Source organism: Vreelandella titanicae, assembly GCF_014697095.1.
In the GTDB taxonomy this organism is placed as follows: Bacteria; Pseudomonadota; Gammaproteobacteria; order Pseudomonadales; family Halomonadaceae; genus Vreelandella; species Vreelandella titanicae.
The window spans coordinates 1,024,625-1,046,664 of sequence record NZ_CP059082.1; the positions used below are offsets into that span (position 1 = coordinate 1,024,625).

The following is a 22,040-nucleotide window of genomic DNA, read 5'->3' on the forward strand; positions in this document are numbered from 1 at the left end:
AGGAGTAAGTTATGCCATCAGACACTATTCAATCAGCACGCCGCGTGATCGCCCAGCATCCAGCCAAGCGCGATGATATAGGCGATTTAGTTACCCGGCGCCCGCTGCCGGGGCCGCAGCTTGAACAGCTCGATCCGTTTCTGTTTCTTAACCATCACGGACCGCAGACGTATCCGGCCAATAATCGTGGCCTGCCGTTCGGCCCGCATCCGCACCGGGGCTTTGAAACGGTCACCTTTATCTTGGAAGGCTCATTGGCCCACGCCGATAGCGCCAAGCATCAAAGCGTGATCAATGCGGGCGGCGTGCAGTGGATGACCGCGGGCAGCGGCATTGTGCATGCGGAAATTTCGCCGGAGGAGTTTTTGCGCGACGGCGGCCCGTTGGAAATTCTGCAGCTATGGATCAACCTGCCGTCGCGCTTGAAAATGAGCGCGCCGCGCTATGTGGGGCTGCAGCAAGAATCCATTCCCGCTATTAAGTTGCCGGGTGGCGGTGAGCTGAACCTGATCTCAGGTGAGTGGCAGGGTAGTGCTGGCCCTATCGACACGCTAACCGGCGTGTTTATGTCGACGCTGCGGCTGCCTGCCGGTAGCCACGAGCAACTGCCCGTAGCACCTGGACGGCAGGTGTTTCTCTACGTGGTGGATGGCGATGTCACGGTGGGAGGCGAGCCAGTCAAGCCGCACCATCTGATTGAAGTAGATCGCGATGGCGATAACCTCGATATCGAAGCCAGTAGCGACGCGCGCTTGCTGTTTGGTCATGGTGAGGTGATCGATGAGCCTGTTTACTCCCACGGCCCTTTTGTAATGAATACCCGTGAAGAGATCGTTCAGGCGGTCGAGGACTACCAGAACGGTAAGTTTGGCGGGCTGGATGCTTAAAGCGGCTCGCCGCGATAGTAGTGCCACAGAAACAGCGAACCCACGCTGCGCCAGGGCGCCCAGTGTTCTACCAACTGGCGGGCCTGCTTGGGCGTGGGTTTGTCGTCCATGCCTTTTAAGCGGCCCAGCGCTACCCGCAGGGCAAGGTCATCAGCGGGGAAAATATCTGGGCGTTGCAGCGAGAACATCAGGTAAATCTCAGCGCTCCAGCGGCCAAAGCCGCGTAGCTCGGTAATCGCGGCAATCGCCTCGTCGTCGCTTAGCTGTTCAAGCCCCACGGCGCTAAAAGTGCCTGCCAACTCTGCTTCTGCCAGCCCTTTAGCGTACTCGATCTTACGCCAGGAAAGCCCCGCATCGCGTAGCGCTTGGCCCTCTACCTCCATCACTGCCTTGGCGTGAAGCTCGGGCAGCAGTGTATTTACACGACCCATAATCGCGCGAGCCGCTTCGGTGGATAGCTGCTGGCTAACGATAGTCGAGAAGAACGTCGCAAAGCCTTTATCGCGCTCCCGAGGCGAGGGTGCCCCCACTAGAGGTAGGGCGTGGGCGATATCGGGGTCGGCCTCGACGAGTTCAGCCATGGCGTGTTCGATCGTGTTAAAAGATGAGGTATTAGCTGGCATTATTACTCCTGGTTAAAATGAGTATTATATTGCTCACTATTTGGGTTTTTATATATTTATGAGTATTAAAATGCACATTCCGGAGCCTTGGACTACACTATTGAGCATTAAGCTGCTCAGTTATTAACTGCTCAATTAAGGTGTCCCACGTTGCTAACCATCCAGGCATTTCATCATGGCCAGTGGCACGATGCCGCTGAGCTGGTGATTGAGCACCCAGAGCAAGGTCGTCGAGGACCTGCGCGTTTGGGCTATATCACCGATTATGCCCTTGAATGGTTGGATCGCGATGATGAGCATGCTTGCAGCCTGCTTTTGCCGATTGAACTCATGAATACTCATCAATCGCCACGCTGGTTCGCTTTTTTAGACGATATCATGCCTTCTGGGGCCAGCCGTCGTTACTGGGTCACGCAGTTGGGGATATCGGCGCTTACTGAGGCTGAACAAGATTACGCCCTATTGGCTAAAGGGACGATTGCTCCGGTGGGTAATTTACGTATTAAAGAGGCCCTTCCCGAGCGTCCAGTAGGTAGCACGCTAGAGCAGCAGCGCTTTGCCTTACGCGATGTTGTGGATCGAGATAGCGATTTTCTTGCTTATGCGCAGCAAATGGGAGCCGCTGGGGGGGGGGCGACCGGCGCTGGCGGCGAAGCGCCTAAGCTACTGCTACGCTGTTCGCCAAACGATCAGGTCTGGATCGATACCTATCAGGATGATCCGGCGAATACCGACCAGCACTATCTGGTGAAATTTCCTCGCGGCCAGCGCACCGAGCTTGATAACAATATCCTTCGCGCCGAATACCATTTCTATCATGAGCTGGCGTCACTCGGCATAGCGACGATCGACACTCAAGGGATGCGGCTACTGGAAGGCGAGCGCTATCCATCTCTCTGGTTGCCCCGCTTTGATGTTGATTACCCCGCTGGGAAGCGAACGCTGTATGGGCTGGAGTCGGTTTATTCCGCGATGAAGCGTCAGCCGGGAAGCTTCTTAAACCATTTTGACGTGATTGAGGCACTGGTTGGCCTGTTGAGCCAGCAATACCGCGTTCGCGAGTTAGGAGGTCATTTTGATACGGCGCGTTTCGTGAGCGAGTGGGTGAAACGTGATCTGCTTAATGTCGCTTTTGCTAATAGCGATAACCATGGCCGCAATACGGCGCTGTTGAAAACGCCTCAGGGAATCTGGCTGGCGCCAGTCTACGATTTTGCGCCCATGAAGGCTGACCCAGAAGGTATTATTCGCACCACCACTTGGGGCGCGCCGTTTGAAGAGGGTCCTGAATTCAACTGGGTCGCCATTGCGGAGAACTTAAATGCCTATGTGCCAGCCGAGCAGTTGATGGCAGAGCTAAAAGCGCTGGGGAGGCAGTTAGTCGGGCTAAAAGAACGACTTGCTGCGCGGGGAGTGCCGGAAGCGTTGCTAGCATCGAATGCGGTGGGGTTAAATTATCTGGATGCTAAGCTGCGCCGCTGGGGGCTGGTATGAAACGCAAAGAACTCTCTAGCATTGAGCGCGAGGCACTACTTATGGCGCTATTGTCCCAGCTGCTGCGGGAAGAGATCAGCTCAGGGCAGGTGCTGCGTCAACTACGCCGCGAAGTGTTGGGAATGTCGCAGACACAATATGCCGAGTTGGTAGGTATCAGTCGCCGCACCTTGTCTGATCTGGAAGCCGATAAAGCAAGCCCTACACTGGCGCTGCTAAACCAAGTATTCCGCCCCTTGGGTCTGCAAACCGGCTTGGTGCCGCGTAACCGTCGTCTGCGTGAGCGGTTGCTTTCAGTGGAATCCCCTATCGCCTGACCGCCAAACACCTTATCCAAACATTTCCTATTCAACCCAACTTAACGATTGTGTTCGCCCGCTAACTTTTTAAACGCAGCATGTTTCTACTTTCGTCTAATCCTGCGATCATTTGCGCCATCGTGATACCAACCGGGCGGTATCCCAAGGAGTTAAGCATGCAGGATTCGACAGCATCGTCGTCTCAAGGGCTGGCGCGCAACCCGCGTTTGGCCGAATTTGTGTTGGCGCTGGGCGGCTTTGGAATCGGCACCAGCGAGTTCGTCATTATGGGCCTGATGAACCGTGTGGCGGGTGATTTAGCGGTAACGGTGCCGCAAGTGGGTTACGCAATAAGCAGCTACGCCTTGGGCGTGGTAGTCGGTGCGCCGCTGATTTCGGCGCTGGCCGCGCGAGTACCTAGGCGGTCGCTGTTGATTATGCTGATGCTGGTATTTGCGGTGGGCAATATTGCCAGTGCCATGGCACCAGGGTTCTGGTCATTCGTAGGGCTGCGTTTTCTGGCTGGTTTGCCTCACGGCGCCTATTTTGGCATCGCCGCACTGGTGGCCGCGGGAGCCGTGCCGATAGACCAACGGGCGCGGGCCGTTTCTCGGGTGATGATGGGCTTAACCGTGGCGATTCTGATCGGTGCGCCGCTGGGTACCTGGGCGGGTAACCTGTTGGGCTGGCAGATCGCCTTTGCGGGTGTCGGTGGTATTGCGTTGCTCACCGCCCTGTTGATCCGCTTCTATGTACCGGTGCAGCCCGTCGATACTCTAGCAAGCCCGGTGCGTGAGCTTTCAGCGCTGCTTAAGCAGCGGGTGTTGGTTACCCTGGCGCTTGCCTGCATCGGCTGCGGCGGCATGTTCGCCATTTTTAGCTATGTGATGCCGACATTAACCCAGCAGGCGGGTATGAGCGAAGCGCTGGGGCCGTTGGTGCTGGTCATTTTCGGCCTGGGCTCTATTGCCGGTAACTTAATCGGCGGGCGCATGGCGGATAAAAACCTGATGCGTGCCATACCTACCATTCTGCTCTGGTGTGGCGTGGTACAAGGGTTGTTTTACTTTGCGGCGAATAACGTTTGGACGGGGCTGTTGTTCGTTGGCCTGGTGGGCACCAGTATGGCGCTAGCGCCTTCATTACAAACCCGCTTAATGGATGTGGCAGAGGATGCCCAAACCATGGCGGCCTCACTCAACCACGCGGCCTTTAACGGTGCCAATGCCCTAGGGGCGTGGCTTGCTGGCCTGGCAATCAGCGCTGGCTTTAGCTGGTCGAGCACGGGCTTGGTCGGTGCGGGATTGGCACTCTGTGGCTTGGTGATTTTTGCCGCTGGGCGATGGTTGGAAAAGCGCACCTACGGCGCCGTGGCCCAGCGAGCCTAGCGTTGGCTAACGTTGCATTGTGATTGGCCAGCTGCTTAGTTATCGAACAGTGATAATTAACATGGCTAAAAAGTCGAATTCTCTCTACTGTGTAAGAGTAGTAACCCATAAGGAGATGACCATGCACATTCAGGTATTGAATTTGACACGCATATTGACCCTCGGCGCGGTGGTGGCGTTAACCATTGGCTTGGTGGGTTGTGGTACCACTACCGGAGAGCGCGCTACTAGCGGCGCGGGTGTCGGTGCTGCCATTGGCGCGGGTGCCGCAGCCGTAACCGGTGGTAGCGTCGTTCAAGGTGCCGTTATCGGCGGTGGCGTTGGTGCTGCCACCGGTGCCGCCACCGATGCAGATGACATCAATCTCGAATAAGTAATGGTTGATCTCTTAGCGACACAGCCTAAATCCGCGCATGCCCATATGAAAGTGATCCGCATGCGCGGCGTTGTAATCTGGCCCCAATACATTACCGAAGGTATGGCAGGCGCCATCCCGCGCAGCGCGTAAAAACTCACCTACCTCGCCTTCATCATCCCAGTCATTGATCAGCGTAATACGCTGGCCGTTCTCAAACTGAAATCCCACTACATCCAGCGCTTCGGCGGTGGCGTGTTCGCTGCGCCTGCCGGCTTCGCGGCCATAAACGTTACGGCAGGCAAAGCTACCTACGTGGTTAACCTGGCTCACTCGGCTACCCAGAATCTCCTCGGCGGCAGGCTGTAACGCGTGGCGTTCATACATGACCCACGCCAGCGCCATCGGGCAGGAGGCCACGAAACTCTGATTGAACGCGACGCCGCTAGAGTGCATGCGCACGATATTGGCAAGCGGGCAGCTCGCCGTGGGGGCGTAATCGGCCAATGGCGTATAGCGCAGCTCGCCCTCGGGGACGGTATCTAACGCAGCTAAACAGCCATTGCGGTCATCCGCCAAGCGGCTTAGCTTCAGTTGCGTGACCGGCGTGATAGGGTCGTCAATATGCAGCGGAGCCCATGGCGCCCAGTGGCGGGGAATCTCAATGATGCCTTTTTGCAGGGCTACACCCAGCGCAATCAGGGCTAAAATAAATAGTGTACTGCGCATGCCTACCTCCCTGTATGTCACCACCAACGCTACAGTCGTCGCGCTGGGTGTGCGATACTGCGCAGCCTTGCTGCTCTGCTGCAGTCGCTTTACTTGCGTTTACTACGTTTTCCGCTACTTATTTTGCTAACTGAAGGGAAAGTACTTCATGTCCCAAGGTACGCTGTTTATCGTTTCTGCCCCCTCAGGTGCTGGCAAGACTAGCTTGGTGCGCGAGCTAATCGAAAGCCTGGATGGGATTCAAGTGTCGGTGTCGCACACTACGCGTGCCAAGCGCGAGGGTGAGGTGAATGGCGTCAATTATCATTTCACCGATGTAGCCGAGTTTGAAGCGATGATCGCGCGGGGTGAGTTCTTCGAGTATGCCAAAGTATTTGATAATTACTACGGCACCTCGCGCCAGGCAGTAGAGGTATTGCTAGCGGCAGGTCAGGACGTCATTCTGGAAATCGACTGGCAGGGCGCTCAGCAGGTACGCACACAAATGCCTGATGCAGTGTCGATTTTTATTCTACCGCCCTCCCGCGAGGAGCTGGAGCGACGTCTTGCTAGCCGTGGCACCGATGAGCATGCGGTGATTGCCCGGCGGATGCGCGATGCGGTGAGTGAAATGTCCCATTACCACGAATATGATTACCTCGTCGTTAATGATGACTTCACCACGGCGCTGCAGGAGTTACAGTCACTGGTGATCAGCCGTCGCTTAAGTCGCCCGGTAATGACCGAGCGCCACGCGCCGCTGTTGGCTGCGCTCTTGTCACAGACGCCTACGGTCGAGTAATCTATACGGTTCTACTACTTTCTATTGCGTTGCACTATTTTTGTCGCACCATTTTTTCACTGGGTCGGCGCCGTTCTCTACGGTGTCGGCCCGGTTCCGTCATAACAGGAAGGCTCCCATGGCTCGCGTAACCGTTGAAGATTGTCTTGAAAATGTTGAAAACCGTTTCAAGTTGGTGATGATTTCCACTCAGCGCGCTCGCCAGCTGGCGCGCGGCTCCCGCGATGCTCTGCTACCTTGGGAAAATGATAAACCTACGGTGATGGCGCTGCGTGAAATTGCCGCAGGCCTGGTCGATCACACTGTACTGGACGAGCCCGTTGAAGCCGCTGTTCGTCCGCGCCCGGCTATGGCGCCTACTCATATCGACGACTAACGTTTTCAACGAAACCGATAGAGGCGCGGTAGATGTTCACCATTGATGACCTGGCCGATAGACTCGGCGGCTATTTACCCTCGGATGAGATCCAGCAGGTCAAACGCGCCTTTTACTATGCTGAGCAGGCCCACGACGGCCAGCGGCGGCGTTCCGGCGAGCCGTACGTTACCCACCCACTGGCGGTAGCGAATATTCTTGCCAATATGCACATGGATCATCAAAGCCTGATGGCCGCCATGCTGCACGACGTTATCGAAGACACCGGCGTATCCAAAAAAGCCCTGGAGGCTCAGTTTGGCAAGCCGGTAGCAGAGCTGGTAGATGGGGTATCCAAACTTACCCAAATCACCTTTGAAGACAAAGCCGTCGCCCAGGCGGAAAATTTTCAGAAGATGGTGCTGGCGATGTCGCGGGATATTCGCGTTATCATCGTCAAGCTGGCTGACCGGTTGCATAACATGCGCACCCTGGGCGCCCTACGCCCAGATAAAAAGCGTCGCATCGCCCGTGAAACGTTGGAAATTTACGCGCGAATTGCCGGGCGGCTGGGTATCAATACGATTCGTATCGAGCTTGAGGATCTCTCCTTTCAGGCGATTCACCCCATGCGCTCGGAGCGCATCAAGCGTGCGGTTGCTAAAGCGCGGGGGCACCGGCGTAGTGCCATGCGCGAAATACAGTCCTCCCTGCAAAAAAGCCTGGACGATGACGGGCTTAATGGCACCGTCATTGGACGCCAAAAGCATCTGCTGTCGATCTATAAAAAAATGCGCGACCAGCGTAAGCCCTTTGTCGAAATTATGGATGTGTTTGGCTTTCGCATCATTACCGAAGATGTGGCCAGCTGCTACCGTATTCTAGGCGTGGTGCATAACCTCTATAAGCCGGTACCGGGGCGCTTTAAAGACTACATTGCGATTCCCAAAGCTAACGGTTACCAGAGCCTGCATACCACCTTGTTTGGTTCCCGCGGTATGCCCATTGAGGTGCAGATACGCACCCGTGAAATGGAGGCCATGGCCAATAACGGTATCGCTGCCCACTGGCTTTATAAAGCGGGGCAGACTTCCCATCCGATTGCCGAGGGCAGCCATGCACGTGCTCGCGCCTGGGTTAAGGGCCTGCTGGAAATGCAGCGCCACGCTGGCGACTCGCTGGAGTTTATCGAGCACGTTAAAAACGACCTGTTCCCCGACGATATCTACGTGTTCACACCTAAAGGCGATATTATGGAGCTGCCCCAGGGCGCTACCGTAATCGACTTCGCCTACACCGTGCACACGGATATCGGCAATAACTGTATCGCTTGCCGCATTGATCGCCATTTGGCGCCGCTCTCGACGCGCTTAGAAAGTGGTCAGACGTTGGAAATTATCACCGCCCCCGGTGCGAAGCCCAATATTACCTGGCTCAATTTTGTGACCACCGCAAAGGCGCGTTCGGCAATCCGTCACGCGCTTAAATATCAGCAGCAGACCGAAGCGGTCATGCTGGGACGACGGTTGCTCAATAAAGCCCTGGCGCCATTCGATACCAGCCTGGAAGAACTGGATGAGAGCGCCCTTAAGCGCGCCTTCAAAGAGTTGGATGTCTCTTCTGAGGATGCTCTGTTGGAGTCGCTCGGGATGGGCAACCGCATGACCCACGTGGTGGCACGCCGCCTAGTGGCTGCGGCGCATGGCGAAAGCTATGAGCACCCTGTAGGCGGGGAGGGCAGCAAAGCCGTCATGATCAGCGGCAGCGAAGGCATGGTGATTAACTTTGCGCGCTGCTGCCATCCGCTACCAGGCGACCCCGTGGTGGGCCACCTTTCCACAGGCAAAGGGTTGGTGGTGCATCGCGCTGAGTGTAAAAACGTGGTGGATAAGAACTTCGCCGATAAAAATGACCCTGATAAGCTCTTCGCGCTGGAGTGGTCGGACACCATTGATGAAGATTTCCCGGTCGCGCTGCGTATCGAAATTGAGAGCCGTCGTGGGCTAGTCGCAGAGCTTGCCGGGCTGGTCACCGATGCCGATGCCAATATTGAGCGGATTGGTATTGAAGAGCGCGATGCCCACCTTTCCACCGTCAATCTGACGCTGTCGGTGAAAGGTCGTGTGCATCTGGCACGCATCATTAAACGCATCCGTAACCTTCCCAACGTTGGCAAAATTACCCGACTCGCTAATTAATACTATACATAACAACATGCTGATATAAATCGGCAGCGATCGCTATTTTTCAGTATCAAATAATTAAGTGTTACCCATTACAGGAGCGAAACAACGTATGAGCAATAAGGCCGTTATCAACACCAGCAAAGCCCCCGCGGCTATTGGTCCTTACTCCCAGGCCATTAAAGCGGGCAACACGGTTTATCTCTCTGGCCAGATCCCGCTGGATCCCGCGACCATGGCGATTGTGTCTGAGGATTTCGAAGCTCAGGCACGCCAAGTCTTCACCAATCTACAGGCAGTATGCGAAGAAGCGGCGGGCTCGCTAAGCGATATCGTGAAGCTGAATCTGTACCTGGTGGACTTGGATAACTTTGCGATTGTTAACCAAGTCATGGAGGAGTTCTTCACCGCTCCTTTCCCCGCCCGCGCCGCCGTTGGCGTCAAAGCACTACCCAAAGGCAGCCAGGTGGAAGCGGAAGCGGTGATGGTTATCGGTGACTAGGCTTTGTTTAGCTCTAGAAAGCCGCCCTCTTTGAGTACCTGTGCATAGCCTTCGCGGTAGCTGGGAAAGCGGAACTGATAACCAGTGCTCAATATGCGCTGGTTATCGCAGCGTTTGCTCGTTCGCCGACGTAAAGGGGACTGCATGGTCTCTGTGGCCTCTACTTTTAACTGCTCGGCCAGCCACATCATTACGTTATGCATGGTGACCGGTTCGCAGTCGCTGCCCAGGTAGATATCATCCAGCGTCTCACCGCGCTCCTGATAGCGAATCAGGTGGGCAATAATACCTGTGCAGTCGTCGCGGTGGATGCGATTGGAGTAGACCACAGGAGTGATCGCAGCCACGCGGCCTTCAGCAACCTGATGAATCAGTCGATCGCGGCCAGGGCCGTAAATGCCGGAAAAGCGAATCACCGTACCCGGCAGGGGGTGATTGATCAGTGCCTGCTCGGCCTCGCACATTAGGGTGCCAGAGAAGCTAGTGGGGTCGGTGGGGCTCTCTTCGTTAACGACCTCGCCCTCCTGCTGGCCATGCACGCTAGTTGAAGAGACGAAAAACACCCTGCGCGGAGGCGTTTTGTGCTGCTCCATCACGCTCAGTACGCGCTTTAAGCCTTCAGGGTAGGCACTTTGATACGCGCTCTCTTCGAAACGGTCAGCGCTGACGGTGTAGACCACATAGTCAGCCTGGGGCAGGCTTTTGGCATCGGCCTCTTCAAGGCTATCCAGGTCTAACGCCAGCGGTTTGATACCGGTGTCTTTTAAGGCTTCCACGTTGCGGCGTAGGCCAATCACTTGGTGCCCTTCCTCAAGCAGCTCGCGCCCAAGGTTGATCCCTATATCGCCACAGCCGATAATCAGTACGGTTAGCTTCACCGTGCTCACTCCTCTTGATTAATATTCCCTATTAGATGCAAAGTCTCTACCAACGATGACATTGAACCGAGATATTGTCGGTTGAGAAGACCGACGGCAGAGCTTGCTTGTCCTTTTCCGTCTCGCTGACTGTCATGATGCAAGGCCTTGCATACATCACTTTTTTCATACAAGCCCTAGTCACGAGCTGCTACGAGAGGATGCCACTGGCACCGCTATGACTTTAACAGAACTTCGCTACATCGTAACCCTTGCCCAGGAGCGTCACTTTGGCCGTGCGGCGGAACGCTGCCACGTTTCACAGCCCACGCTCTCGGTGGCGGTGAAAAAGCTGGAAGAAGAGCTCGAAACGCCGCTCTTTGAGCGCTCCAAGTCCACTGTCCAGGTTACCCCGCTGGGTGAAAAAATCGTCGCCCAGGCCCAGCGTGTGCTGGAGCAGAGCAGCCTGATTTTTGAGCTCGCCAGTGCGGGTAAAGATCAGTTGGCCAACCCGCTGCGCATTGGGGCGATTTACACCATTGGGCCCTACCTGTTTCCCCATCTAGTGCCTGCCCTGGCGAACGCGGCCCCGCAAATGCCGCTGTATATTGAAGAGGGCATGACCGGTACGCTGCGCGCCAAGCTAAGAAGCGGTGAGCTGGATGTGATTATTGTGGCATTGCCGTTTACTGAAACCGATGTGGTCACCAAGCCAATCTACGACGAAGCCTTTGAAGTTCTCATTCCCGCTAACCACCCATGGGTCGAGCGGGAAGCGATCAATAAAGAGGACTTACTCGAAGAGCGCCTGCTGCTGCTCGGCGAAGGACACTGTTTTCGCGATCAAATTTTGGAAGCCTGCCCGGCGATTACCCAAAAACTCAACAGCCCCAACAATACGCTGATCGCCGAAGGCGGGTCACTGGAAACCATTCGCCATATGGTGGCCTCTCGATTAGGTATTACGGTGCTGCCGCAGTCTGCGCTGGGCACCGACCAGTATGAAAATGCCATGCTGGCCAGTCGGCCATTTGTGGAGCCAGCGCCGTCGCGCACCGTGGCGATCGCCTGGCGGGCGAGCTTTCCCCGTCCCAAGGCTATTGAGGCGCTGATTCAGGCGATCAGCCACTGCCGCCAACCTACTAAAGCCGTGAAAAGCGCCCTATGAGTGATCTTTCCGCGCCCATCACCGCTCTGAAGGGCGTAGGCGAAGCGCTGGCGCTGAAACTGGGTCGATTGGGTATTGAGCAGGTAAGCGACCTGTTGTTCCACCTGCCGATGCGCTATCAGGATCGCACGCGGCTTACGCCTATTGGCCTGCTGCGTGCAGGTCAGGAGGCGGTGATAGAGGGCGAAGTGACCGCTTGCGACGTAGTTAAAGGGCGCCGCCGCAGCCTGCTGGTGCGCCTGCGTGATGCTAGCGGTATTTTGAGCCTGCGGTTTTTTCACTTCTCACCGGCCCAGCAGCAACAGATGCGCTCAGGTGCGACCGTGCGCGCCTTTGGCGAAGCGCGGGCTGGGGCGACCGGTTTAGAGATCTACCACCCGGAATACCGGCTCAGTGGCGGTAGTGAGACCCCGGTGGAGGAGTATTTCACGCCTATTTATCCCACCACCGAAGGGTTGAACCAGCCGCGGCTGCGTGCTCTGGCTCAGCAGGCGCTCGGTTTACTGGACAGCGCCCCCGAGGCCTTGCCCGATGTAATACCCGATGCCCTGCTTCAACGCTTTCAGTTGCCAGGCCTACACGCCAGCCTGCACTTGCTGCACCAGCCGCCTCCCGATGTGAATATAGAGCAGTTGACCAGTGGCCAGCACCCGGCCACTCGGCGGCTGGCGCTGGAGGAGCTGCTCGCCCACCAACTAAGCCTGCGTGAAGTTCGCCTGCGTATTCAGGCGGATGGCGCGCCCACACTTCCCTCTGGGCGCAGCCTACAGGCACGCTTTTTGGCCCAACTGCCGTTTGCACTGACCGGCGCCCAGCGCCGCGTGTTGGAGGAGATTAGCCACGATTTAAGTCGCCCAGCGCCGATGCTGCGGCTGATCCAGGGCGATGTTGGCTCGGGAAAAACCGTGGTCGCCGCCATGGCCGCGCTGAGCGCTCTGGCGGGCAACTGCCAGGCGGCGATCATGGCGCCGACCGAGATCCTCGCCGAGCAGCACTACCGCTCGTTTAAAGCTTGGTTTGAACCATTGGGCATCGAAGTGGCGTGGCTGGCGGGCAAGCTCAAAGGCAAAGCACGGTTGGATGCCAAGGCGGCGATTGCCGACGGGCGTGCGCGTATGGTGGTGGGCACTCACGCACTGTTTCAGGACGACGTGCACTTCCAGTGCCTGGGATTGGCGATCATTGACGAGCAGCACCGCTTTGGCGTGCATCAGCGCCTGGCGTTACGCGAGAAGGGCGAGGCGGGCGGGCTAACCCCACACCAGTTGATCATGACTGCCACGCCGATTCCGCGCACTTTGGCCATGAGCGCCTACGCGGATCTGGATGTTTCGGTGATCGACGAGCTACCCCCCGGCCGTACACCGGTAAAAACCGTGGTGGTGCCCGACGAACGCCGCCCTGAAGTGGTTGAGCGTATTCGGCTGGCCTGCAGCGAAGGTCGTCAGGCGTATTGGGTGTGCACGTTGATTGATGAATCCGAGGCGTTGCAGTGCCAGGCGGCCGAGGTTACCCGCGATGAGCTAACCATAGCGCTGCCCGAGTTGGCGGTGGGCTTGGTTCACGGGCGCATGAAGTCGAGCGAGAAAGCCGAGGTGATGACCGCCTTCAAAGCGGGGGAGCTGGATTTGCTGGTGGCTACCACGGTGATCGAGGTGGGAGTGGATGTACCCAACGCCAGCCTGATGATTATCGAAAACCCCGAGCGTCTGGGGCTTTCCCAACTGCACCAGCTGCGCGGCCGGGTAGGGCGTGGCAGCACGGAAAGCTTCTGTGTGCTGCTCTACCATCCGCCGCTGTCGAAAAGCTCCCGCCAGCGCTTGGCGGTCATGCGCGAAACCACCGATGGCTTCCGCATCGCCGAGAAAGACTTGGAAATCCGCGGCCCCGGCGAAGTGCTCGGCACCCGCCAAACCGGCCTTGCGCAGATGAAAATTGCCGACCTGGAACGCGATGCCGACCTGCTAGAGCGGGTAACGGCCATGGCCCAAACGCTGCAGGGCAGCCCAGACGTTACCGCTGTCCTGGTGCGCCGCTGGCTTGGCGAGGCGGCAGGGCGCTATGGGCAGGTGTAGTTAGCTTGGTTAGACGCTAGCGGTGCTTGGCGTATGCTCTTCACTTCCCACCAGACGATTCGCAGCTTCACCCAGCGGGGCGAGCTGCTCGGTAATAAGGCGTAGCTGGCTTTGGATAGGGCGGTAGAGCGTGACGGCTTTTTCATCTGCTGATAGCGCACTTTTCTCTTCTAGCTGGGCTAATAACTCGGCAGCTTGATCCGCTAGTGGCTCAACCGGCTGGCGCTGGTTTAATCGCTCGGCGATTTGTCCCAGCAGCTCACCAATACGTTTTGCTACCGGCACTAGCGTGGCATCGTCTTCATCGTCTGCCAACTGGTGGCGATGGGCGCCCAGTGCAGAGAGGTGGCTGAGTAGGGTATTGGAGAGCACCAGAAAGCGCAGCCCGTTGTCCGCGTCCAGTTTCCGGTAATGCCCCGGCTCATGGAGCATATTGGTGAGCAGGGTGGAGAGCGCTGCATCGGCGTTATGGGCATTGCGCCGCGCCAGGCGATAGGCCAAGTCATCCTGCTTGCCCTCCTCGTACTGGTGGATAATCTCCTCCAGGTAGCGGCGGTGGTTATTGAGCGCGTTGGCGGCTTCGCGATAAAGCCTGCGACCCTGCCAGTCGGGCAGAATAAAAAACACCGCTAAGCCAGCGATGAGTGAGCCAAGCAGGGTATCGAGCAGCCGCGGTAGGATCAGGTTATAGCCGTCGCCTACCTGGTTGAAGCTGCACAGCACGAGCAGGGTGATAGAGGCAGTAGCGATTACATAGTGTTTTTCGCGGTTAGCGAAGAACGAGACCCCGGCGGCCACGGCTATCATGCTCTGCACCAGCGGGTGCGGAAAGAGGCTGATCGACGCCCACCCTACTGTCAGGCCCAATATCGTGCCCATAATCCGCTGTGACAAAAACCGCCGCGTGGTGGCAAAGTTGGGTCGGCAAACAAACAACGTGGTCAGCAGAATCCAAAAGCCCTGCTCGGGGTCGATCCACTGCATCAGCCCATAGCCGGTCGTGAGGGCAATGGAGAGCCGCACTGCATGGCGAAAAGTGGGGGAGCCGAGAGTAAAGTTTAGGCGCACCCGCTTCCACGCTTCCTGCAGACTCGACGGCGAGCGGTCATACAGCGAACTGTCGCGCCGCTCATCGCTGACGCCGGGGTTGTGGGCGCTGGCGAGCTGGTTTTCCAGGGTGGCCAGGTTCTCTGCCAGCGCGCTCAATGGGTAAAGCAGTGGGAGCCACTCGGGCTTGCCACGGCCGCGCAGGTTCTCAATCGAGGCGTGCAGGTCAGCCAGCGCTTCTTCACTCTGCTGATGGTCAAACGGCCTATTGAGTAGCAGCGATTTGGCTAGCTGACGACAGGAGCGCCCCTGTTGATCCAGCAGCCGCTGGCAGCGAAACAGCACATCGTGGTGGAAAAAGGCTTTGCTGAGCGCGCTGTAGGGGTAATGGGTGGAGCTGGCGCGTTCGTGAATATCCTGGGCAATAAAGTAGATGCGTAGGTAGCGGTTGAGTTTTTGGTCGCCGCGCTGGCCTTCCAGCCGCCTAAAAATCATCTCTTTGGCTTGATTGAGCGCAGCGACGACTTTGCCGTTCTGGCGCGCCAAGGCCACCCGGCGGGCTTCCACATCGACACCGCGCACCGGTTCAAACAGCGCCGATTTCAGTATCAGAAACTCACCCAGCGCTTTGTACACCCGTGCCATGCTCTGCTTGACCGGTTGGCGCGAAAACAGTGCGCACCACACCACCGAAATTAGCCCATACCACACCGCTCCAGCCAACAGCAGCAGTTGGCGCGCCGCCACGTCTTCATCCACCCCGCCGTGCTGCTCGATGTTGATCATCGAGTAGATCGAGAGTATTAGCGTGCCGGAAGCGATGGTGGCATAACGCTGTCCGATTGCTCCGAGCATAATCAGGCAAAAGGTCGAAAGCCCCAGGCCCACTACAAATAGCCACGGCCAGGGAAATAGCCACTGCACGATAAAGGACGCTGACGTAAAACACACTAGCGTTACCAGCAGCGCTTGAAGACGGCCTTGCCAGCTATCGTCAGTTTCAGACAGCGCGCAGGCGATAATGCCGAGGAAAAGCGGAATGACCAGCGCTACATCGCCCATTAAGCCGCTAAATAGCAACGCACCGCTGAACGCTATAAAAACGCGCAGGCTGTAGGCGAATTTATCGAGAGTCCAAAGGCGCCGTAGCGGCAAAGATAGGGGCATAAAAGCTCTTATAGATGGTTGTTAGACTTTAGTATAAATGCGTAGGCGTTGGATGTCGCTACTCAGCACTCAACGTTTGGGTGTTCTAAAAAATAGCGCACTAAAGCCCTATGATTGAAACAGTAACCTTTCGATACTCGGAGTGACTCTAAAAAAAACAGGGACACTCCTATGGATATCAAACTGCTGCTGGACTGGCGTCTTCACCTTACGGTGATTGTGACGTCGATGTTTGCCGAGTGGGTCGGCATCGTACGCATCCCCCTCGGGCCTGGAACACTGTTGTTATTACCGCTGCTCTATGCCTTTGTGATTGGCGTTCTGTTCAACCCTCATCTTTTTTCGGCAATGGGCAAAGTCATTCCCAAGCCGGTCAGCAATGCGGCTGGCCCGATTATTCTAATCGCCATCCTGCCGTTTATCGCCAAATTCGGTTCCACCATTGGCCCAGCGATCGAGCAGATCATCGCCGCCGGCCCTGCACTGATTCTCCAGGAATTGGGTAATCTGGGCACCATGCTCATAGCGCTCCCCTTTGCAGTATTAGTCCTCAAAATGGGACGTGAAGCGATCGGTGCCACTTACTCTATCGCCCGTGAGCCCAATATTGCCATTATTTCAGACCGTTACGGGCTGAGAAGCCCTGAAGGTATCGGCATTATGGGCGTTTACGTAGTGGGCACCATGTTCGGTACGCTCTACTTCGCCTTAATGGCGGGCTACATCGCCTCGCTGGATATTCTCGATATTCGTGCTCTGGCCATGGCCTGCGGGGTGGGCAGTGGCAGTATGGTGGCGGCGTGTTCAGCAGCTTTAGCTGAAGCGGTACCCGCATCCAAAGACGAACTACTCGCCTTTGCCGGGGCAAGCAACCTGCTTACCTACGCCACCGGTCTGTATATCTCGCTATTTATCGCGCTACCGATCACTGAGTGGATGTACAAGCGCTTAAAAGGCTCGCGCCAGGAGGTTAGCCATGAAAACTCATGAGAGCCCAATCGATCAGTTCGATGCTGAGGCGTTAAAAGAGCTACGTCCCGAAAATCAGCTAGGCAAAACCGCGTTGGTACTGGCGGCAGTGTGTGTGGCGGCGTGGTTTAGCAATATCGTCAACGGTTCACCTTTATTAGATGCGCTGCCCGGCATGTTGATTCTGTATGCCATGGTCATTATCGGCTTGGTGGTTGGGCGGTTTTGCCCTTTTTACCTGCCCAGCGTGGCCTGGGTGTCGCTGGTTAGTATTATCGCGACGCTGCCGTTCTTTCCGGGTAATGGGTGGATCATCGCACGGTTGGCCGAGGTGGATTTCCTGGCAGTGGTCACGCCGGTATTGGCCTACGCAGGGCTGGCGCTTACCGGTCGTGAGTTTGCCATGTTCAAGCAGACTGGCTGGAAGCTGGTGATTGTGGCCCTGCTGGTCTTTACCGGTACCTTTATTGGCTCTGCCGTTGTCGCCCACTTGATGCTTTAAGGATAAGACGATGACTGCTTCAGTAGACTTACCGGATTGCGCAGAACTAAAAACGTGGCGCCATGATTTCCACCAGCACCCGGAAACGGCTTTTGAAGAGCACCGCACCAGCGCACGCATTGCCGAGCTGCTGACTGAGTGGGGCTTTGAGGTAACCACCGGGATTGCCGGAACGGGTGTGGTAGCCGCTCTGGATGGTCAACAAGGTGAAGGTAAAACCATCGGCCTGCGGGCCGATATCGACGCCCTGGATATTCGTGAAGAGACTGCGCTTGCCTACGCGTCGCAAACGCCGGGCAAGATGCATGCCTGTGGCCACGATGGACACACTACCATGCTGTTGGGCGCTGCCTGGGCGTTAAAGCAGCAGCCGGATTTCAAAGGCCGGGTGGTGTTCATCTTTCAACCCGCCGAAGAGAACGCAGGCGGCGGGCGGGTGATGGTTGAAGAGGGGCTGTTTGAGCGCTTTCCCATGGATGCCGTGTACGGCTTGCATAACTGGCCGGGGCTGCCCGTAGGCGTCGCCGCGGTGCACGACACCGACGTCATGGCCGCCTTCGACATCTTTAGCCTGACGCTGACTGGCAAGGGCTGCCATGCGGCGATGCCCCATTTAGGTACTGATACGGTGTTGGCGAGCTGCCAACTGATCAGCCAGCTGCAAGGACTGGTGAGCCGCGAAACGCCGCCGGACAAATCTGCCGTGCTGAGTATTACCAGCATTAACGCGGGGGATACCTTCAATGTGATTCCCGAACAGGTGGCGCTTCGCGGCACGCTGCGCTGTTTTGATATGGCGCTTAAAGAGCACTTGGAGGCACGCTTTAAGCAGGCGATTGCCAGCTTGGCGGAGTTTCACGGCTTAACCGTTGAGCTGGATTACCAGCGCTGCTATCCCGCCACTATCAATACCCCTGAACATGCCCAGCACTGCGCCTCGGTGCTGGAAAGCTTACTCGGCAGCGACAATGTGGTGCGCAACCCGCCGCCCAGCATGGCCTCTGAGGATTTCTCGTTCCTGCTGGCCGAGCGCCCAGGTGCCTATATCTGGATGGGCAATGGCGAGGAGTCCGCTTCGCTGCATAACCCCCGCTATGACTTTAACGACGCGTTGCTGCCGCTGGGCACGCGCTACTGGGTGGAGCTGGTAAGGGCGTTACTCGTCTAAATTCCTGACTTAATACACGTTATTCGCTCTCTGATGCCCTCTGGGTAGGGGAGCGTCTACCCGGAACATAGCGTCTTCATGACGTTTAAAGGAGCTTTACTATGTCTTTAGTCACCACCCCTTTATCGATTACCGTCATTGGTTTGGGGCAGATGGGCGGCAATATGGCGCTCACCCTCAAAGCAGCAGGGTTTGAAGTAACGGGTAGCGATGTATTTGAGCAAGCGCGATCGCGTCTTGCTGCTCAAGGACTAACCGTTGTGGCTCCCGAAGAATTACCCGCTAGCGACGTTTACCTGCTGTCGTTGCCCACTTCTGCCCATGTGCGTGAGGTGATCGAGCAATCGCCAGGCCTGCTTGACCTTGCGCCGAAAGGTAGCGTGATTGTCGATACCTCCACCAGTGACCCCGCCGTGACGCGTGAACTGGCCGAAAAAGTAACCGCAGCGGGCCTTCTATGGTTGGATGCCCCGGTCAGCGGCGGCCCGAAAGGAGCTGCCAGCGGCAAGCTAGGGATGCTGTTAGGAGGCGATGTCGCCACCATTGAGCGGGTATTGCCGATGCTGGAAGCCATGTCGGCCAAGCGTACCCATGTGGGCGGCCCGGGCAGCGGCCATGTGGTCAAGCTTGCCAATAACTACCTGTGTGCCGCGCACTTGTTAACCACCGCCGAAGCCGTTGCTATGGCAGTCAAGGCGGGCGTTGACCCCGCGGCCTGCTTGGCGGGCCTTAACAGTGGCTCGGGGCGCAGCGCGGTCAGCGAGGTGAACTTCCCAGAGTGGGTGTTGAGTGAGCGTTTTGACTCAGGCTTTACCACCGGTTTGATGCGTAAGGATTTACGTTTGGCCCGGGATGCCGCTGAGCAACTGGATATCCCCTCGCCGCTGTTACAAGCCGTGGTCGATGCCTGGCACGCGAACCCCGAACAACCAACCGATAGCGATGACTTTAACCATATCACCACGCCGATATTAGCGCGTGCCAGCCAGGCGGAGGAGCAGTAATGAACGCACTTAGCCAACATGCCCAAGATCACCTTGCCACGCTACTCGAAGGTTTTGGATTAACGGCCACCACGCTGCTGAGCAACTGGGTTGATGGCGGTTTAGTGGCGGGAGAGGGGGACGTGATCACCCTGACCAATCCAGCCACCGGCGAAACGCTGGTGAGCTATCGCGATGCGGGTGCTGGACTGATTAAGCGTGCTACCCAAGCGGCACAGCGAGGCCAACGCGAATGGATGGCGCTAACCGCCAGCGAGCGTGGACGGCGCATGAATGCCGCCATACGCGGCCTGGCGGGCCATGAAGAGGCGCTGGCTCAGCTGGAAAGTGTGGTGGCCGGTAAGCCGATTCGTGACTGCCGGGCTGAAGTAGGCAAAGTACGCGAGATGTTCGAGTACTACGCGGGGTGGTGCGACAAGCAGCATGGCGAAGTGATTCCAGTGCCTACCTCGCATCTTAACTATGTGCGCCATGTACCTTACGGCGTGGTGGGGCAGATTACCCCCTGGAATGCCCCGATGTTCACCTGTGCCTGGCAGTTAGCCCCTGCCATTGCGGCGGGCAATGGTGTGGTGCTAAAGCCTTCCGAACTGACGCCCTTTTCATCGGTGGTGATTGCCAAGCTACTTGAAAGCGGCGGACTTCCTAAAGGGCTGATCAATATCGTCAACGGGCTGGGCAAGTCGACCGGCGCAGCGCTGACCGACCACCCTGCCATCAGCAAACTGGTGTTCGTGGGCTCTCCCCAGAGTGGTCGCATGATTGCTGAAGCGGGCGCGAGGAGGTTGGTGCCCAGCGTGTTAGAGCTGGGGGGCAAATCCGCCAATATTGTGTTTGCCGATGCCAAGCTGGATGAAGCTGTCGCGGGTGCCCAGGCGGCCATTTTTGCCGCCGCCGGCCAGAGCTGTGTGGCGGGCTCGCGGCTGTTGATCGAGCGCCCGGTGTTTGAGCAAGTCACCAGCCGTTTGGCGCGGGCGGCGGAACAGATTTCGGTGGGCCTGCCTAACGATGAAGCGACCCGCATGGGGCCTTTGCAGAATCACCGCCAATTTGAGCAGGTCACACGCATGATCGACGCGGCGGTAGCCGCTGGCGCAACGTTGTTAACGGGCGGTAAACGGCCAGAGGGATTACCTACCGAGGCTCAGGGCTACTTTATCGCCCCTACCGTGCTGGTCGATGTCACGCCGGATATGGAGATTGCTCAACAAGAAGTGTTCGGTCCGGTGCTGGTGGCCATGGCCTTTGACAATGAAAATCAGGCCATTCAGCTCGCCAACGAGACCCGCTTTGGCTTGGCTGGCGCCGTTTGGAGCCAGGACGTAGCGCGAGCGCATCGCGTAGCTGGGCAACTGCGTGCTGGTACGGTATGGATCAATAGCTACAAGGCGATCAGCGTGATGTCACCGTTTGGTGGCTTTGGCGATAGCGGCTTCGGTCGCTCCAGCGGCTTGGATGGCCTGCGCGAATATACGGTGCCGCAAAGCGTCTGGGTGGAAACAGCCCCTGAAGCCAGTGTGGCGTTCGGTTACGGCAGTGGTGTTGGTTGATCGCTTACCGAGCCTGGGGCGCGAAACGCCTGCATCCAGCGCTGCAGGTGGCGTAGCAGCAGAATGCTGGCCTTGGGCTGTTGGCGGCCTACCCGCGTGACCATGTGGGCCTGGGAGCGCTGAAAAAGCGGATTATCTACCGGGCGCGCCACTAACGTACCGAGCTCTAAATCGTGGGCGACGGCAAAGGCGGGTAACAGTGTAATGCCCATGCCGCTGCGCACATATTGGGCCAGAATCACCATTGAGTTGGTATTCATCGCCATGCGCGGGGCTATGCGTGATTGCTGGAATGCTTGGTCGACCATTTGACGTACCCCATGAGTGGTGTCCCACATGGCCATGGGCTGGTCGCTAAGCTGGGTAAGCGTGAGCGGTGACGTTTGGCTGGTTAAGGGGTGGTTGGGCGATAGAATAGCCATGAGTGGCTGAGGAGTAGATGACCAGAAACGCAGCTGGGGATGGGTACGCTCATGGAACATCAAGCCGATATGACTGTGATCGCCGACAATGGCGTCAATAATGCCCGAGGTGCCTGCGGTATGGATATCGAGCTGAATGCCCGCATAGCGTTGGGTAAATTCATGCAGTGGGGATGCTACTAGGTCACTGACAAACCCTTCTCCGACGGTAAGCGATATCTTGCCGGTTTCCATGCGTTGGTACGATTCAAGTGACGCAATAAACCCTTCATCAAGGGCGCCGCGGCGCTCGCAGTACTCAAGCAGCTTCGCCTACCGGAGTAGGCGAAATGCCGTCGCGCTGACGCTCCATAAGCGTCGCTCCCAAGGCTTCTTCCAGCAAAGCAATTTGCCGGCTTACCGCCGAGGGAGCAATATCCAAGCGCGCCGCTGCGCGGCGCACGGAGCCAGACTCAAGGGTAACGCGAAAGTAAACGAGGCGTTGATGAGGTATGTCCATCGATAGCTTTTATACC

At 57.2% G+C, this 22,040-nt stretch carries 22 protein-coding genes; 16 read left to right on the forward strand and 6 right to left on the reverse strand.

The genetic code is table 11. From position 1 onward, the window contains the following. Positions 1-11: 11 nt before the first annotated feature. On the forward strand, positions 12-887 hold the full coding sequence (locus HZS52_RS04835; RefSeq protein WP_009286314.1) for a pirin family protein: 876 nt from the start codon (positions 12-14) through the stop codon (positions 885-887). On the opposite strand, the gene HZS52_RS04840 is transcribed toward HZS52_RS04835, so the two are convergent. After that, the gene (locus tag HZS52_RS04840; RefSeq protein WP_009286313.1) at positions 884-1,510 is read right to left on the reverse strand and encodes a DNA-3-methyladenine glycosylase family protein; all 627 of its coding nucleotides are present in this window, start codon (positions 1,508-1,510) and stop codon (positions 884-886) included. The two genes, HZS52_RS04835 and HZS52_RS04840, sit on opposite strands and share 4 nt — an antisense overlap. A gap of 150 nt (positions 1,511-1,660) precedes the next feature. Here HZS52_RS04840 and HZS52_RS04845 point away from each other — a divergent pair, with 150 nt between their 5' ends. The 4 genes from HZS52_RS04845 to HZS52_RS04860 all read left to right on the forward strand — a co-directional run bounded on the left by HZS52_RS04845 (position 1,661) and on the right by HZS52_RS04860 (position 5,064). Next, a complete protein-coding gene (locus tag HZS52_RS04845) occupies positions 1,661-3,004 on the forward strand; it encodes a type II toxin-antitoxin system HipA family toxin (RefSeq protein ID WP_190374239.1) in 1,344 nt (447 codons plus the stop codon). Then, the gene (locus HZS52_RS04850) at positions 3,001-3,321 is read left to right on the forward strand and encodes a helix-turn-helix transcriptional regulator (protein ID WP_039857806.1); all 321 of its coding nucleotides are present in this window, start codon (positions 3,001-3,003) and stop codon (positions 3,319-3,321) included. Before HZS52_RS04845 ends, HZS52_RS04850 begins: the two co-directional genes overlap by 4 nt. A 158-nt stretch (positions 3,322-3,479) precedes the next feature. Further along, positions 3,480-4,691: an MFS transporter gene (locus HZS52_RS04855; RefSeq protein ID WP_022521089.1), complete on the forward strand. Its 1,212-nt coding sequence runs from the start codon at positions 3,480-3,482 to the stop codon at positions 4,689-4,691. 121 nt (positions 4,692-4,812) lie between these two features. Further along, a complete protein-coding gene (locus tag HZS52_RS04860; RefSeq protein WP_022521090.1) occupies positions 4,813-5,064 on the forward strand; it encodes a hypothetical protein in 252 nt (83 codons plus the stop codon). A 15-nt stretch (positions 5,065-5,079) separates the two neighbouring features. Here the strand turns inward: HZS52_RS04860 and HZS52_RS04865 are convergent, their stop codons facing one another. Beyond that, positions 5,080-5,775 carry an extensin-like domain-containing protein gene (locus HZS52_RS04865; protein ID WP_161463623.1) on the reverse strand — a complete coding sequence of 232 codons (696 nt, stop codon included), beginning with the start codon at positions 5,773-5,775 and terminating at the stop codon, positions 5,080-5,082. Positions 5,776-5,923: 148 nt separating this feature from the next. Here HZS52_RS04865 and gmk point away from each other — a divergent pair, with 148 nt between their 5' ends. The 4 genes from gmk (at position 5,924) to HZS52_RS04885 (ending at position 9,596) form a co-directional block, all read left to right on the forward strand. Next, the gene (gene gmk / locus HZS52_RS04870) at positions 5,924-6,556 is read left to right on the forward strand and encodes a guanylate kinase (RefSeq protein ID WP_161463622.1); all 633 of its coding nucleotides are present in this window, start codon (positions 5,924-5,926) and stop codon (positions 6,554-6,556) included. Positions 6,557-6,674: 118 nt separating this feature from the next. Further along, complete coding sequence (gene rpoZ, locus HZS52_RS04875; RefSeq protein WP_007112267.1) at positions 6,675-6,932, forward strand: DNA-directed RNA polymerase subunit omega; 258 nt, start codon at positions 6,675-6,677, stop codon at positions 6,930-6,932. A 32-nt stretch (positions 6,933-6,964) separates the two neighbouring features. After that, positions 6,965-9,109, forward strand: coding sequence for a RelA/SpoT family protein (locus HZS52_RS04880; RefSeq protein ID WP_041157433.1), 2,145 nt, complete (start codon positions 6,965-6,967; stop codon positions 9,107-9,109). A gap of 97 nt (positions 9,110-9,206) precedes the next feature. Next, positions 9,207-9,596, forward strand: coding sequence for a RidA family protein (locus HZS52_RS04885; RefSeq protein WP_022521094.1), 390 nt, complete (start codon positions 9,207-9,209; stop codon positions 9,594-9,596). Here the strand turns inward: HZS52_RS04885 and HZS52_RS04890 are convergent. Next, a complete protein-coding gene (locus HZS52_RS04890; protein WP_190374240.1) occupies positions 9,593-10,474 on the reverse strand; it encodes an SDR family oxidoreductase in 882 nt (293 codons plus the stop codon). The genes HZS52_RS04885 and HZS52_RS04890 overlap by 4 nt on opposite strands. Before the next feature lie 217 nt (positions 10,475-10,691). On the opposite strand from HZS52_RS04890, the gene HZS52_RS04895 reads away from it, so the two are divergent. Together HZS52_RS04895 and recG are read left to right on the forward strand one after the other, a co-directional pair. Continuing rightward, positions 10,692-11,621: a hydrogen peroxide-inducible genes activator gene (locus HZS52_RS04895; protein ID WP_022521096.1), complete on the forward strand. Its 930-nt coding sequence runs from the start codon at positions 10,692-10,694 to the stop codon at positions 11,619-11,621. Then, entirely contained in the window at positions 11,618-13,696 is a 2,079-nt protein-coding gene (gene recG, locus HZS52_RS04900) for an ATP-dependent DNA helicase RecG (RefSeq protein WP_190374241.1), read from the forward strand. The genes HZS52_RS04895 and recG overlap by 4 nt, the downstream gene beginning before the upstream one ends. A gap of 9 nt (positions 13,697-13,705) precedes the next feature. Here the strand turns inward: recG and yccS are convergent, their stop codons facing one another. Then, a complete protein-coding gene (yccS, locus tag HZS52_RS04905) occupies positions 13,706-15,910 on the reverse strand; it encodes a YccS family putative transporter (RefSeq protein ID WP_190374242.1) in 2,205 nt (734 codons plus the stop codon). Positions 15,911-16,081: 171 nt separating this feature from the next. On the opposite strand from yccS, the gene HZS52_RS04910 reads away from it, so the two are divergent. The 5 genes from HZS52_RS04910 (at position 16,082) to HZS52_RS04930 (ending at position 21,103) form a co-directional block, all read left to right on the forward strand. Next, positions 16,082-16,900, forward strand: a complete 819-nt coding sequence (locus tag HZS52_RS04910) for a DUF3100 domain-containing protein (protein ID WP_027958724.1) — start codon at positions 16,082-16,084, stop codon at positions 16,898-16,900. Next, positions 16,887-17,381, forward strand: coding sequence for an ABC transporter ATP-binding protein (locus HZS52_RS04915; RefSeq protein WP_027958723.1), 495 nt, complete (start codon positions 16,887-16,889; stop codon positions 17,379-17,381). The genes HZS52_RS04910 and HZS52_RS04915 overlap by 14 nt, the downstream gene beginning before the upstream one ends. 10 nt (positions 17,382-17,391) lie before the next feature. Continuing rightward, complete coding sequence (locus HZS52_RS04920) at positions 17,392-18,549, forward strand: M20 aminoacylase family protein (RefSeq protein WP_161463618.1); 1,158 nt, start codon at positions 17,392-17,394, stop codon at positions 18,547-18,549. A gap of 101 nt (positions 18,550-18,650) precedes the next feature. Continuing rightward, entirely contained in the window at positions 18,651-19,553 is a 903-nt protein-coding gene (locus HZS52_RS04925) for an NAD(P)-dependent oxidoreductase (RefSeq protein WP_009286303.1), read from the forward strand. Beyond that, the gene (locus HZS52_RS04930) at positions 19,553-21,103 is read left to right on the forward strand and encodes an aldehyde dehydrogenase family protein (protein ID WP_022521102.1); all 1,551 of its coding nucleotides are present in this window, start codon (positions 19,553-19,555) and stop codon (positions 21,101-21,103) included. The genes HZS52_RS04925 and HZS52_RS04930 overlap by 1 nt, the downstream gene beginning before the upstream one ends. On the opposite strand, the gene HZS52_RS04935 is transcribed toward HZS52_RS04930, so the two are convergent. Then, positions 21,082-21,759, reverse strand: a complete 678-nt coding sequence (locus HZS52_RS04935) for a LysR substrate-binding domain-containing protein (RefSeq protein WP_223828051.1) — start codon at positions 21,757-21,759, stop codon at positions 21,082-21,084. The two genes, HZS52_RS04930 and HZS52_RS04935, sit on opposite strands and share 22 nt — an antisense overlap. Positions 21,760-21,823: 64 nt before the next feature. After that, positions 21,824-22,024 (reverse strand): helix-turn-helix domain-containing protein, encoded by a 201-nt coding sequence (locus tag HZS52_RS24335; protein ID WP_223828052.1) that lies wholly within the window; start codon positions 22,022-22,024, stop codon positions 21,824-21,826. Between the last annotated feature and the right edge of the window lie 16 nt (positions 22,025-22,040).